Genomic DNA, 12,703 nt, shown 5'->3' on the forward strand with positions numbered 1-12,703 from the left:
AACGGCCGCAGCTGTGATCTGAGGCCGACACGTTGCCGGGGGGACGCATGGCCACCAATTCCGAAGAGCTGCAGGCTGCGGCGCTGGCGTATCACCGCTTGCCGCGGCCCGGGAAGCTCGAGATCAAGGCGATCAAGCCGCTCGCCAACCAGCTCGATCTGGCGCTGGCCTATACGCCCGGCGTCGCCGCCGCCTGCAACGCCATCGCCGCCGATCCGACGCAAGCCGCCTCGCTGACCATCCGCGGCAATCTGGTCGCGGTGGTCACCAACGGCACCGCGGTGTTGGGGCTCGGCAATATCGGGCCGTTGGCGTCGAAGCCGGTGATGGAAGGCAAGGCGGTTCTGTTCAAGAAATTCGCCGACATCGACGTGTTCGACATCGAGATCGCCGCCGACACCGTGGAGCGGGTGGTGGAGACGGTGGCGGCGCTGGAGCCGACCTTCGGCGGCATCAACCTGGAAGACATCAAGGGTCCGGAGTGCTTCGAAATCGAAGCCCAGCTCAAGGACCGGATGAAGATCCCGGTGTTTCACGACGATCAGCACGGCACCGCGATCATCGTCGGCGCCGCGGTGAAGAACGCGCTGCAGCTCACCGGCAAGAAGCTGGACGAGGTCAAGATCGTCGCCGCCGGCGCCGGCGCCGCGGCATTGGCCTGCCTCAACCTGTTGGTGTTGCTCGGCGCGCAGCGCAAGAACATCTGGGTCTGCGATCTCGAGGGCTTGGTGTATGAGGGCCGCGAAAAGCTGATGGACCGCTGGAAGGCGGTCTACGCGCAGCCCACCGACAAGCGGGTGCTGGCCGAAGTGATCGGCGGCGCCGACATCTTCCTCGGCCTGTCCGGCCCGAAAGTGCTGACGCCCGAGATGGTGGCGCAGATGGCCGAGCGGCCGCTGGTGATGGCGCTCGCCAATCCGACCCCGGAGATCATGCCGGACGAGGTCCGCAAGGTTCGCCCCGACGCGATGATCTGCACCGGACGCTCCGACTTCCCTAACCAGGTCAACAACGTCCTGTGCTTTCCCTACATCTTCCGCGGCGCGCTCGACGTCGGCGCCACCGCGATCAACGAAGAGATGAAGGCCGCCGCGGTCGATGCGATCGCGCTGCTGGCGCGGGATCCGCCGTCGGAGGCAATGACGATCGGCTTTGACGGCGACGAGGAGCTGGGCTTCGGCCCCGGCTCGCTGATCCCGAGCCCGTTCGATCCGCGGCTGATCCTGCGGATCGCGCCGGCGGTGGCCAAGGCGGCGATGGACTCCGGCGTCGCCACAAGGCCGATCACCGATTTCGACGAGTACAGCGCGCAGCTCGAGCGCTTCGCGTTCCGCTCCGGTCTGGTGATGAAGCCGCTGTTCACCAAGGCCAAGGCGCAGCCGGTGCGGGTGATCTACGCCGAAGGCGAAGACGAACGGGTGCTGCACGCCACGCAAACCATCCTGGAGGAGAAGCTGGCGCGGCCGATCCTGGTCGGCCGTCCCGCGGTGGTGGCGGCACGGATCAAGCGCTACGGCCTGTCGATCCGCGCCGGCCAGGACTTCGACCTGATCAACCCGGAGGACGATCCGCGCTATCGCTCCTACGTGCAGTCCTACATCGACGTCGCCGGCCGCCGCGGCGTGACGCCGGAGACCGCGCGCACCATGGTGCGCACCAACGCCACCGTGATCGCGGCGCTGGCGGTGGCGCGCGGCGAGGCCGACGCCATGATCTGCGGCGTCGACGGCCGCTACATGAGCCATCTGCGCCACGTCCGCGAAATCATCGGCTCGCTGCCCGGGATCACCGATTTCGCGGCGCTGTCGCTGATGATCACCTCGAAGGGCGCGATCTTCATCGCCGACACCCAGGTGCGGCCGAACCCCAGCGCGGAAGAACTCGCCGAGATCGCAGCGCTCGCCGCGATCCACGTGCAGCGCTTCAACATGAAGCCGCGGATCGCCTTCGTGTCGCATTCGGATTTCGGCAGCTACGACACCGAGTCCTCGCGCAAGATGCGCCGCGCCACCGCGATCCTGGCGGAGAATCATCCGGAGATCGAAGCGGACGGCGAAATGCATGGCGACACCGCGCTGTCGGAAGCGGCGCGGAAATTCATCCTGCCGCATTCGCGGCTGGAAGGTCAGGCCAATGTGCTGATCATGCCGAACCTCGACACCGCCAACGTCGCCTATCAGATGATCAAGGTGCTGGCGGATGCGCTGCCGGTGGGGCCGATCCTGATCGGCCCGGCGCGGCCGGCGCATATTCTCACGCCGTCGGTGACCTCGCGCGGCATTCTCAACATGACCGCGGTCGCCGCCGTCGAAGCCCAGGAACGCGCCGGACGGCAGCAGCCGACGTTGTTTGCGTGACGTAACGCCGGAGTTCATGCGTCACGTCTTGATCTCGTCCTTGAGCCAATCGACGAAACGGCGAAGATAGCGGGAATCCGCCCGCGACGTCGGGTGAGCGAAGTATTTCTCGCCCTTCACGACAAGGTCCGGAAAAGGACAGGTCAGGCGCCATTCCGGTTGGCCGGGGAAGAATTCCTTGGGCGCCACGATCGAGCCGAAGCCTTCGCGCACCGCATGCATCGCGACGAACATGTGATCGAAACGGTGGCCGCCTTCGAAGACATGGTCGCGCAGACCTGCTTTCTGCAGCCAGGATTCCCAGTGTCCCGGCCGCGTCGCCGAGGTGATCAAGGGGAATTCCAGAAGATCCGCCGGCGTCCTGATGGCACTGTTCTGCAGAAGCGCCGTGCTGCAAACCGGCGTCAGGGTTTCTTCGAACAACGCCGTGGATGCTTTCGAATGTCCGCCGATCCTCTCGCTGCTGCCGCGCGTGATCAAGAGATCATGTGAGGACACGTCCGGGGTTTGTCCGGTCATGCGCGTCGAAATCCAGACCGCCAGATCCGGATTGGCTTGCTCGAACCGTTTGAGCCGCGGCATCAGAAAGTACATCGCGAATGTCGACGGCGCCTCGACCGCCAGCACCGCCTTGCTGCGTCGGCGTCGGACGTAGTGGCAGGCGGCTTCGATATCGCGGAACGACTGGCTCAGCTGTTCGGCCAGCACGCGGCCGTAGGGCGTCAGCGCGACGCCGCGGCCCTCGCGGGTGAACACCTGCTGTCCCAGCCAGTCCTCCAGTAATCGCACCTGCTTGCTGACGGCGCCGTGGGTGACGCCGAGTTCTGCGGCCGCCGCACTCAAGCTGTCGCTGCGCGCCGCGACCGCAAACGCCCGAAGCGCGATCAGCGGCAGTTCTCGTTCTTTCACCATGACCTCCGTGTGACAGCAGCGCCCATGAACGTCGCTTTTGTTACGACTTTTTCTCACAGCTCGGTGTGTTTTATTCGATCGATTCTCACATCTCAACAGCCTACCAGGGGCCATCAGCCGACACGACGGGCGGCCTTCAGCACCGGGACCACACCATGACGACGCTTTCTCCATCCGACCGCTCGCAGACTCTGATCGAGGTCAACGGGCGCAGCTACGCCATGCCGCAACGGCCCGTCGTGGTGATCTGTCTCGACGGTTTCGACCCCGACTATCTGGAGCGCGGCATTGCCGATGGCGTGCTGCCGACCATCGCGGCATTCAAGTCGGGCGGCTATATCGGCACCGCGCTGGCCACGGTGCCGACCACTACGAACACCAACAACACCTCGATCGTCACCGGCGTGTCGCCCGCCGTCCACGGCATCAACGGCAATTACTATCTCGATGCCGACACCGGCGAAGAGATCATGGTGACCGACGCCCGGCGACTGCGCTGCGGCACCATTCTCGGGGCGATGAGCAAGGCGGGCGTTAAGACCGCGGTGGTCACCGCCAAGGACAAGCTGCTCAAGGTGCTGGCCTTTGAGATGGACGGGATCGCCTTCTCATCCGAACACCCGAACTCAGCCGATCTCACTGCGCTCGGCTTCAAGAGCGGCGAAGACATGGTGGGCCGCGCCAAGCCGGATCAATATTCCGCCGACCTGTCGCTGTTCGCGCTGGACGCCGGCATCAAGCTCATGGAGACGGCCAGGCCGCAACTGATCTATCTGTCGACGTCGGACTATGTGCAGCACAAATACAAGCCCGGAGATGCGGAGTCGAATGCCTTCCACGCCGCGGTCGACAGCCGCATGGCGCGCCTGATCGAACTCGGCGCCACCGTCGCGCTGACCGCCGATCACGGCATGGCCGACAAAACGGACGCGGATGGCCGGCCGAACGTCGTCTATCTCGAGGACGCCCTGAACGACAAATTCGGTGCCGGCACCGCGCGGGTGATCTGTCCGATCGCCGATCCGTTCGTGCGGCATCACGGCGCGCTCGGCGGCTTCGTCCGCGTCCACCTGCTGAAGCCCTGCGACATCAAAGCGATGATGACCTATGCGCGGTCGCTGCCCGGCGTCGAGCTGGTGCTGGATCGCGCCACGGTGTGCGAACGCTACCAGTTGCCGCCGGATCGCGAGGGCGACTTCGCGGTGTTCAGCGATCGTGGCACGGTGGTGGGCGCGCGGCGTGAAGACCACGACCTGTCGGCGCTCGGCAGCCATAGCTTGCGCTCGCATGGCGGGCTTGGCGAGCAGCGGGTGCCCTTCGTGGTGTCGCGCCCGCTCACGCGTGACTACCGCGAGCGCGCGGCAGCCGGCGTGCTGCGCAACTACGACATCTTCGACTTCGCCCTCAACGGCGTCGAATAATCCCTTCCTCCGCAGCTCAAAGGACAACAGACATGCGTGCACTTCGCATTGCCATGATAGCGCTTAGCCTCGCCGCGGCCGGTCCGGGCGCCGGCCACGCCGAGACCTCGGTGATGGGTACCGGGTCGGCCTTCGCCGCTCCGATCTACCTCAAATGGGCAGAGGGACAGCGGTCGACCACGGGGCTTGCGATCAACTATCAACCGTCGGGATCTTCCGTCGGGCAGCTCCAGGTCCTGAAAGGCCTGACGGATTTCGGCGCCTCGGACGTGCCGATGGACGATGCCAAGCTGAAGGAGGGGGACATCCTGCAGTTTCCCACCATCGCCGGCGGCTATGCGGTCGTGGTGAACATTCCGGGTGTTGCGCCCGGCAAACTGCGGCTCACGGCGCCGGTGCTTGCCGACGTCTTCATGGGGCGCATTGCGTCGTGGGATGACGAGCGGATCGTGGCGCTCAATCCCGGTCTCAGCTTGCCGAAGCTTGCGATTTCGCTGCTCTATCATGCGGGCGGATCTGGCGGCACCTACGCGATCTCCCGATACCTGTCCAAGACCAGCGACGCCTGGCGCGACAGGATGGGGATCGGCATGACGCTGAATTGGCCGGTCGGCGCCGGCGTCAAAGGCAGCTATGGCGCGGCCTCGACCGTGCCGATGACCACCGGCGGCATCGGCTATGCCGAACTCTCCTATGTGCTCGCCAACCATCTTGCGACCGTGCAGCTGCAGAACAAGGCCGGCCGGTTCGTGCTGCCGAACGGCGAGACCTTCGCGGCCGCCGCCGAGCATGGCGACTGGTCGGTGCCGAACTTCGCCGTGGATCTGACCGATATGCCGGGTGACCAAGCCTGGCCGATCGTCACGGCCAGCTTTGTGCTGGTGCCGAAAAGCCCGGCCAAGGCCGTCACCTCGGCTGCGGCGATCAAATTCTTCAAATGGGCCTTTGCGCATGGCGACGGCACGGCGCGGTCGATGCAATTCGTCCCGCTGCCCAGCAAGGTCAAAGCCGAGATCAGCAGGAAGATCGGCAAATGAACGGCAAAGCGCGGCGGGGCCAGAGGTCGCATTCGCCGCGCGCACGCCTTTGGTCGCGTGAACAACGCGATATCACCGTTTGAAAACCGCCGACCGACCCCGCATACTCCGCGCGCCATCGCCAACCGTCTCTGCTGCCTTCAGTGAGGTCGACCATGCCCGCGTTCATCAGCTTCGGCCGCTTTCTGTTCGCCGTGTTGTTCATCTTTTCCGGAGCCGCCAAGCTGCTCGATCTCGCGGCGACCACCGAGGTGGTGTCGAAGATCGCGATCCCGGCGCTGCTGACGCCCTATACCACCGACCTCGAAGCCATGGCCGGGATGACCATGCCGAAGCTGCTGGCGATCACCGCCGGCGTCACCGAATTGCTGTGCGGGGTGATGATCGCCTTCAACTTCGCCGCCCGCTACTTCGCGCTGCTGTTGATCGTGTTCGTGATCGTGGCGACCTATACCCAGCATGATTTCTGGAATCAGACCGGCGCGGAGGCCACCAACAACATGATGCACGCGCTGAAGAACCTGTCGCTGATCGGCGCGCTGTTGATCATCGCCGGGATCGGACGCGGCCCGCGCGCCGCCGTGGCTGCGGAGCCGAGCTATACCGAGGTGTAGCGGCGACGGTTAGCAACGTTGCGCCTTCGAGACGCGGCTTCAAAGGGAGCCGTCATTCCGGGGCGCGAGCGGCGCAAGCCGCAAGCGAACCCGGAATCTCGCAGCGCGTGGCGGATGCTTGCCTCCGCGGCAGGATTCCGGGTTCGCTCGTTCTGACGAACTCGCGCCCCGGAATGACAGCCGCTTTGAATTGCGCGAAGCACATCAAACGCTAGCGGCGTTCAAGCCTGCGATCACGCCTCGCGCCGCCAAGCGGTAACGCTGACCCCGGCGGCATGGTCGAGCATCTCGACCTCGCACGCCCGCAGGCCGTGCGCGGCGAGGATCTGTTCGGGCGAGCGCGCCGGCACGCCGGGAAAGCACGGTTCGCCGTCGGGCAGCCGGACCTGCGGCGCTTGCGACAGCCAGAACGTATCGAAGCGATCGAAGAACAGCGCGAACACCTCGGGGCCGCCGATGATCGCCGCGGTGCCGGTATCGACGCCGGCCTGCGCACAGGCCTGGTCGAACGGGGCGCCGGCCGGATTCCACAGCGTCGCGTTCGGATTGGCCGGGTCGGAAGCGACACCCGCGACCTTGCGGGTCACCACGATGCGGCGGCGTTGCGGCGAATTCGGCTGATCCTCGAATGAATTGCGGCCGTGCACGATCAGCTCGGCGCGGTCCAGTGCCGACGCGAAGAAGCGCTGGTCGCCGGGAAATTTCAACGCCTCGGGCATCACGTGGCGGGCATCGGCGAGCATGCCGTCGGCCGAGACGATGACGTAACCCTCGATGCGAAGCCTGAATTGCAGCGTGATCACCAACTCAACACGACGCCATTTCGACCGCTGCTCACCTATTCGGAAATCGTCTGCACCACGCTGTTCAGCGGGCGCGAACTCACCGTCGGCAGCTTGGTTTCCTTGGCGAGCGCCTCGTCATACTCCGCAATGGTCGCGACCGGCGCCTTGGCCTTCATCTGCACCACCTTGTAGCCGCCGGCCTTCAGGCGGCGCAACAGCGTCGGCAGCGCTTCGGCGGTGTGCTTCTGGAAATCGTGCATCAGGATGATGCCCTTGCCGAGCTTGTCGACCTTGCTCATCACCGTCTCGACGATCTTCTCCGGCTTGCCGGCCTTGAAGTCGAAGGAGTCGAGATCGCAGGAGAACATCGCGACGTTGCGGGTGCCGAGATAGGTCACCATGGCCGGCGGATGCTGCAGCGCCGGGAAGCGGAAGAATGGCGAGGGCGCGCTGCCGAGCGCCCATTTCACTGCGGAAAAGCCCTTCTCGATCTCGTCTTTCTGTTGCTGCTCGGTCAGCTTCTTGTTGTTGAGATTGGCGTGCGACCAGGTATGCGACCCGATGCTGTGGCCGGCGGCGGCCACCGCCTTGAGGATTTCCGGATGGTAGGTGGCGTGCTTGCCGATCGGAAAGAAGATCGCCTTGGTGCATTCGTCGGCCAGGGTCTTCAACACCGATGGCGTGTTGACCGGCCAGGGGCCGTCGTCGAAGGTCAGCACCACTTCCTTGTCGCGCAGGAAATCCAGCTGCTTGAAGTGCTCGAAGCCGAAGCCGGGGCCGCCGGTGGTGTCGATCTCGACGACGCGGCCGACGCCGAGCGCGTCGGGATTGGCGCAGGCCGCTTTGGCCGGGGCAGGCGGCGGCAGCGGGGCCGCAGCGGCAGCGGCGGGGGCCGCGGCCTGCGGGGCGGCGGCGATGGCTTGCGGGGCTTTGGCAGAACGCGGTGGGCTCTGCGCGAAGGCGGTCACCGCCACGCCGACCGAAACTACACCAGCAACCAGCAATCCTGTCGCTATGCGCATCGCGTTTCCCTTCGCTCGCGTGCTCCGGCTCACGGGCCGGCTTGTCATCCCGCCTGATTCACCAGCCTAGAGGCAGCCGCGCCGAAACAGCAATGGTTTTATGCGCCGCCTCGCTGATCGGAGGGCGGGCCGGGACTCATCCGAGGGCGGTCGCGAGCGCGAGCGGCCCGCGACGTTGTTAGCGCAGCGGCACGATGAAATCGGTGCCTTCGCCGGTTTCGCCGGAGGCGACGCCCTGATCGGAGACGATGATCGAGCTGCCGGTCGACAGCGATTCGGCGATCCGCGCCAGCGTGTCGGGCGGGATCGTCAGCCGGTCCAGCGCCTCGGCGGCGCTGTTCGGCAGCGGCGCCGGCTTCACCTCGATCGCGCCGACGCTCTTGCGGCGTCGTGTGGCGCCGTCGTCAGCGACCGTGTCGGCGCGCCGAGACACGCTCGGCAACGACACCACCGACCAGGTGATGGCGTTGGCGTCGGCCTTGTCGAGCCGCGCGGTGAAGATGTGAGTGCCGAGCGGGCGATCACCGGCGGCGATTTCGATCGGCGCGTCGAACAGCGGCGCAAAATTCTGCCGCACATAGAGCTTGCCGTCCTTGCGGCTGACGAACACCGCGATCGGACCGCTGCGCTTCGCAGGCTGCGCCTGTTCGGGCTTTGCGGCGCCGGCGTCGGGCGCGCGGCCCTGATCCTTGGGCAGATCGTTGGAAGCATCGTCTTTCGACACATCGGGCGCGGCGGCGGGCACCGCCACCGACTCGGTGGTCTCGATCGGTTTGTCGGCGGGTTTGTCCGCCGCCGGCACGACGGCAGCCTGCGGCGCCGCCGCATCGCTCGCGGCGGGCGACGCCAGCACGCGGCTCGCGTCGGCGGTGCGGCGCTGACCGAGCGGCGGCACCGCCGACGGCGACGTCACGGCCGGCTTGTCGGTGGCCAGCGTGCTGCGCAATTCCGCCATCGACAGCGCCGGCGTCGAAACCGGGGCCGCAGCCGAGGCTTCCTTATCGGATTTTCCCACCGTGACCAGCGCCGGCAACGCCGCCGCGGGCGCGGGGGCCGGCTTCTGCGCAATCAACAGCGGATGCGCGAAGTGCTCCGGCGCGAGCTCGCCGGGGGCGATCACCACCCGCGCGCCCATCCGGGTCCAGCCCCATATCTTGGTGGCGAAATTGGCCGGCATGCGGATGCAGCCGTGCGACGCCGGATAGCCCGGCAGTGCGCCGGCATGCATCGCGATGCCGGACCAGGTGATGCGCTGCATGTAGGGCATCGGCGCGCCGCTATAAATATTGGAGCGGTGCCATTTGTTTTTCTGGATGACGCTGAACACGCCCATCGGCGTGGCGTGACCGCGCATCCCGGTGGATACCGGAGACTCCGCGAACAGGCCGTTGGCGTCGTACAGCTTCAGCTGTTGCTTCTCGATCGAGATGGCGATCATCAGCGGCCCCTGCGGCTTGCGGGTCTCGGTCTCGAGCTTCTCGCGCTTGAATTCGGCAGGGCGATGCGCCTTCAGCCGCCGCTTCGGCGGCGGCGGTGGCGGCGGCGCGGGGTCGCTATAGCCGTAATCGGCGGAATCGCTGTCCGGCCAGAACAGCGCGGTGGCGTCGGCGCTGCCGCCGACCAGCAGTCCAGCAGTCACCAAGGCGCCAACGCGCCACCACGACCGGGATCGAAGCGAAGGGTTGAGCGGGGCAGTCGCGCGATGCGGACCGGTTCGATGAAATGCCTGTTGTCGGTCCACGTGTTACCCTCGAATACCGTCGTCACGCCCGAAATTTATAAGATTCTCGCACGGCCTTGCGCGCGCATCGTCGCCGCGCGCGACATCATCCTAAAATCCGTTTCAAACAATAACAGAAATGCCTCACAACTGGTTAAAGCCGCGGTGCGGCACCTTATCAGCGTTGCCGCGTCATCCTACATAGGGGGAACCTTTGCTGACGGAGACACCAATGACTGTTCGAGCCCCTCGCATTTCCCATTTGAAGACCTGGACACTCGCTGCGCTCGCCTTTGCGTTGCTGTCGGGGTCGGTGGCCAGCGCCGCAGAAGAACCCGACCTGATCTTCCGGCGCTCCACCGTCTTCAAATGGCTGAGCCCGAACGACAAGCTCGCCACCTATGCGCTCGACGATCCGGAAGTGGAGGGCGTCGCCTGCCATTTCACGGTGCCGGAGCGCGGCGGGTTCAAGGGATGGCTGGGATTGGCCGAAGAGGTGTCGGACATCTCGTTGGCCTGCCGTCAGGTCGGCCCGATCCGCTTTAAAGACAAGATGGAGCAGGGCGAAGACATGTTCCAGAAGAAACGCTCGTTGTTCTTCAAGAAGATGCAGATCGTGCGGGGTTGCGACATCAAGCGAAACGTGCTGGTCTACATGGTGTATTCGGACCGCATCATCGAAGGCTCGCCGAAAAATTCGACCTCGTCGGTGCCGGTGATGCCGTGGGGCGCGGGCGACGCGGCCGTTCAGAAATGCGCCGACTTCTTCAAGTAACGCGCATATCAACGATTGCACACATGATGACGGGCTGGCCTCGGTAGGCCAGCCCGTCATCACGTTTGATCAAGCTGTTTTATGCCACGATGCCCGTGACGACACGATGCGGGATGCGATGCCGTGATGCGCGGGATGCCATGATGCGCGCGGCCGCGGCGCGCGCCTCGATAAGTGCTGCTAGGGCGCGCTAACGTGCGGCTTTGCCTGCGCGTAATTTTCCGCTGGGGTCGCGATAGCCGACCAGCTGCACGAAGCCTTGCGGCGCACAGTAGCTGGAATGGTGATTGTTGTTGGATTGCAGCGCCATTTCGCCCGGCGTGTCGCCGAGCATCATCCTGTCTTGCGCCAAGCTGCGGCGGCTGCTCAGCCGCGCGGCCATCTGAGATGATCCAACGTTTGACGAAGCGTCGCCGATGCGCGTGCTTCTGTTCACGATCGTCATCCTTTCCCTACCTGATGTTGGGTAACCGGCGAGGGTCGAAAAAGTTCCATCCCGGGCGATTGCCACTTACACGATAGTTCATTTGGACCGGCAAAGCACGGTCTGTTTCGTCGCATTTGTAGCGATGAAACAATTCAAATCCGTGACGAAACCGTTTTGCGGGCCGACGCAAACATCCGGAAACATGAGTTGGTTATCAAACCGCCAAGGGACGCGGCGGCAGACCGCGGCCCGGAGACAGCCAGATGCGGAGTTTGCGTGCGATCCTCTAAAGCGCTGCGCCGATGTTGACGAGGCGCCGCAGCTCGCCGAGGCGGCAATCCGCTGATCACCGTGGTGGCACAGTGGGTCGGCGCCCGATGGGTCGAAATGTTGCGTTTGCCGCGTTCGCCGTTGCGAGTCTTTGGACCGCGGCTGCCGCGGCGCAAGCGCCGCTGCCGTTTCGGAGCGAGGTTAAGGCCAAACTGCCCGCGCCGCCGCCGATCTGGACGGCGCTGAAGTCGTCGGATCGGCGGGCCGAATTCATCCGGCTTTGCACCACTCACATGGCGGGACGTTGGGCGCACCCGCAGGCGGTGTGCGGGTGCCTGCACGATCACGCGGTCGCTTCGGTGCAGGATCCCGATCTGCGCGAGGCGTTGCTGCGCGGCATCGGCGAAACCGGGGTGCCGAGCATCGAGAACGAGTGGGTGCCGGCCGCCAAGCAATCCCGGATCGACGAGACCTTTACGCAGATCGCCAAACCGGCGTTGCAGTGCATGTTCGAACCGCTGCCGTGAAGTGCAAGCCTTGCCGGGTCGCGCGATGCCGCGCCGACTACGCCGCCATCGGAGCGACCATCTCGAAGCTGATCCCCAGAGGGCCGCTCGACCAATGATGGCTACCGCGCGAGCGCTCGCTCAGCGACTTGATCAGCCGCATCCCGACATGGCCATCCCGCCCGACGTCGAAGTTCTCAGGAAACCCCACGCCATCATCCTGATACCGATAGGTGAGCGAGTCGCGCGTCGCGCGGCGACAGCTGATCGTGATTCGCGCCGGAAGACCCGCAGGATGCGAGTACTTCACCGAATTGGACAACAACTCCGCGGTGATCAGCCCGAGCGGTAACGCCAGCCGGAATGGCACGACGTGCTCCGGCGCACAGGTCACGGTGTATGACGTGGACACCGAACACAGCGCGCGCACTGAGCGCTCGCAGATGTCTTCCAAATACTTGCTGAGCTGGATGGTCCCGGTCCTCGAACAGGCGAGCAGGTTGTGGAGACCGGCCACGGCGTCAATGCGGTTGGCGGTTTCCAGCAGCACGATCTGCGGGTCGGCGGGCGCTCCCTTGAAGGCCTGCAACCGCGCGATGCTGCTGATCATCGTCAGACTCTTCGCGATCCGGTAATCGGCTTCGCCGTGAAAGTCGAGCTCGGTGGAGTCCTGGGAATTGGCCGGGGAAGATTGCCTGGTCATGATGAATAACCTCCGCAGAAATCTGCGCCTCCATTATCGATCTGACAACAAATACTTCCTGTTCAATTGGGGTCACTTTTGCAGAATGCCGTAGCTGAAGTAACTACGTAGTCTCCCGCACTGTGGACATCTGCGCCGATAGCGTTGTTGGCGC

The 12,703-nt window shown here is 65.0% G+C and carries 12 protein-coding genes; 6 read left to right on the top strand and 6 right to left on the bottom strand.

Translation table 11 applies throughout. The features are described from left to right. Nucleotides 1–47: 47 nt before the first annotated feature. A complete protein-coding gene (locus tag RPC_RS11675) occupies nucleotides 48–2,357 on the top strand; it encodes an NADP-dependent malic enzyme (protein WP_011472787.1) in 2,310 nt (769 codons plus the stop codon). A gap of 21 nt (nucleotides 2,358–2,378) precedes the next feature. Here the strand turns inward: RPC_RS11675 and RPC_RS11680 are convergent, their stop codons facing one another. Continuing rightward, nucleotides 2,379–3,443, bottom strand: coding sequence for a LysR substrate-binding domain-containing protein (locus RPC_RS11680; protein WP_415914825.1), 1,065 nt, complete (start codon nucleotides 3,441–3,443; stop codon nucleotides 2,379–2,381). On the opposite strand from RPC_RS11680, the gene phnA reads away from it, so the two are divergent. From phnA to RPC_RS11695, 3 genes are all read left to right on the top strand, one after another. Further along, nucleotides 3,425–4,690, top strand: coding sequence for a phosphonoacetate hydrolase (gene phnA, locus RPC_RS11685; RefSeq protein WP_011472789.1), 1,266 nt, complete (start codon nucleotides 3,425–3,427; stop codon nucleotides 4,688–4,690). The genes RPC_RS11680 and phnA overlap by 19 nt on opposite strands. Nucleotides 4,691–4,722: 32 nt before the next feature. Then, on the top strand, nucleotides 4,723–5,727 hold the full coding sequence (pstS, locus tag RPC_RS11690; RefSeq protein ID WP_011472790.1) for a phosphate ABC transporter substrate-binding protein PstS: 1,005 nt from the start codon (nucleotides 4,723–4,725) through the stop codon (nucleotides 5,725–5,727). 155 nt (nucleotides 5,728–5,882) lie between these two features. Further along, a complete protein-coding gene (locus RPC_RS11695) occupies nucleotides 5,883–6,341 on the top strand; it encodes a DoxX family protein (RefSeq protein WP_011472791.1) in 459 nt (152 codons plus the stop codon). A gap of 233 nt (nucleotides 6,342–6,574) precedes the next feature. Here the strand turns inward: RPC_RS11695 and RPC_RS11700 are convergent, their stop codons facing one another. The 3 genes from RPC_RS11700 to RPC_RS11710 form a co-directional block, all read right to left on the bottom strand. Next, nucleotides 6,575–7,084: a dihydrofolate reductase gene (locus RPC_RS11700; RefSeq protein ID WP_049766202.1), complete on the bottom strand. Its 510-nt coding sequence runs from the start codon at nucleotides 7,082–7,084 to the stop codon at nucleotides 6,575–6,577. A 95-nt stretch (nucleotides 7,085–7,179) separates the two neighbouring features. Next, nucleotides 7,180–8,148, bottom strand: a complete 969-nt coding sequence (locus RPC_RS11705; protein WP_011472793.1) for a polysaccharide deacetylase family protein — start codon at nucleotides 8,146–8,148, stop codon at nucleotides 7,180–7,182. Between the two features lie 178 nt (nucleotides 8,149–8,326). Then, a complete protein-coding gene (locus RPC_RS11710; RefSeq protein WP_011472794.1) occupies nucleotides 8,327–9,889 on the bottom strand; it encodes a L,D-transpeptidase in 1,563 nt (520 codons plus the stop codon). A gap of 211 nt (nucleotides 9,890–10,100) precedes the next feature. Between RPC_RS11710 and RPC_RS11715 the strand changes: the two genes are divergently transcribed. Further along, nucleotides 10,101–10,643, top strand: coding sequence for a CreA family protein (locus RPC_RS11715; protein ID WP_011472795.1), 543 nt, complete (start codon nucleotides 10,101–10,103; stop codon nucleotides 10,641–10,643). A 190-nt stretch (nucleotides 10,644–10,833) separates the two neighbouring features. Here the strand turns inward: RPC_RS11715 and RPC_RS11720 are convergent, their stop codons facing one another. Then, nucleotides 10,834–11,088 carry a hypothetical protein gene (locus tag RPC_RS11720; RefSeq protein WP_157043190.1) on the bottom strand — a complete coding sequence of 85 codons (255 nt, stop codon included), beginning with the start codon at nucleotides 11,086–11,088 and terminating at the stop codon, nucleotides 10,834–10,836. 359 nt (nucleotides 11,089–11,447) lie between these two features. On the opposite strand from RPC_RS11720, the gene RPC_RS11725 reads away from it, so the two are divergent. Further along, complete coding sequence (locus RPC_RS11725; protein ID WP_011472797.1) at nucleotides 11,448–11,867, top strand: hypothetical protein; 420 nt, start codon at nucleotides 11,448–11,450, stop codon at nucleotides 11,865–11,867. Nucleotides 11,868–11,904: 37 nt separating this feature from the next. Here RPC_RS11725 and RPC_RS11730 read toward each other — a convergent pair whose 3' ends face one another. Beyond that, nucleotides 11,905–12,549 (bottom strand): sensor histidine kinase, encoded by a 645-nt coding sequence (locus RPC_RS11730; protein WP_011472798.1) that lies wholly within the window; start codon nucleotides 12,547–12,549, stop codon nucleotides 11,905–11,907. Nucleotides 12,550–12,703 lie beyond the last annotated feature (154 nt).

The sequence above is a fragment of the Rhodopseudomonas palustris BisB18 genome (genome assembly GCF_000013745.1).
Lineage (GTDB): Bacteria > Pseudomonadota > Alphaproteobacteria > Rhizobiales > Xanthobacteraceae > Rhodopseudomonas_A > Rhodopseudomonas_A palustris_F.

Bases quoted from the DNA above. Each gene is read 5' to 3' on its own strand.
- RPC_RS11695 (WP_011472791.1), top strand. From the start codon at position 5,883: ATGCCCGCGTTCATCAGCTTCGGCCGCTTTCTGTTCGCCGTGTTGTTC.
- RPC_RS11680 (WP_415914825.1), bottom strand. From the start codon at position 3,443: ATGGAGAAAGCGTCGTCATGGTGTGGTCCCGGTGCTGAAGGCCGCCCG.
- RPC_RS11725 (WP_011472797.1), top strand. From the start codon at position 11,448: ATGGGTCGAAATGTTGCGTTTGCCGCGTTCGCCGTTGCGAGTCTTTGG.
- RPC_RS11705 (WP_011472793.1), bottom strand. From the start codon at position 8,148: ATGCGCATAGCGACAGGATTGCTGGTTGCTGGTGTAGTTTCGGTCGGC.
- RPC_RS11730 (WP_011472798.1), bottom strand. From the start codon at position 12,549: ATGACCAGGCAATCTTCCCCGGCCAATTCCCAGGACTCCACCGAGCTC.
- RPC_RS11700 (WP_049766202.1), bottom strand. From the start codon at position 7,084: ATGCTCGCCGATGCCCGCCACGTGATGCCCGAGGCGTTGAAATTTCCC.
- RPC_RS11675 (WP_011472787.1), top strand. From the start codon at position 48: ATGGCCACCAATTCCGAAGAGCTGCAGGCTGCGGCGCTGGCGTATCAC.
- RPC_RS11715 (WP_011472795.1), top strand. From the start codon at position 10,101: ATGACTGTTCGAGCCCCTCGCATTTCCCATTTGAAGACCTGGACACTC.
- RPC_RS11720 (WP_157043190.1), bottom strand. From the start codon at position 11,088: ATGACGATCGTGAACAGAAGCACGCGCATCGGCGACGCTTCGTCAAAC.
- pstS (WP_011472790.1), top strand. From the start codon at position 4,723: ATGCGTGCACTTCGCATTGCCATGATAGCGCTTAGCCTCGCCGCGGCC.
- phnA (WP_011472789.1), top strand. From the start codon at position 3,425: ATGACGACGCTTTCTCCATCCGACCGCTCGCAGACTCTGATCGAGGTC.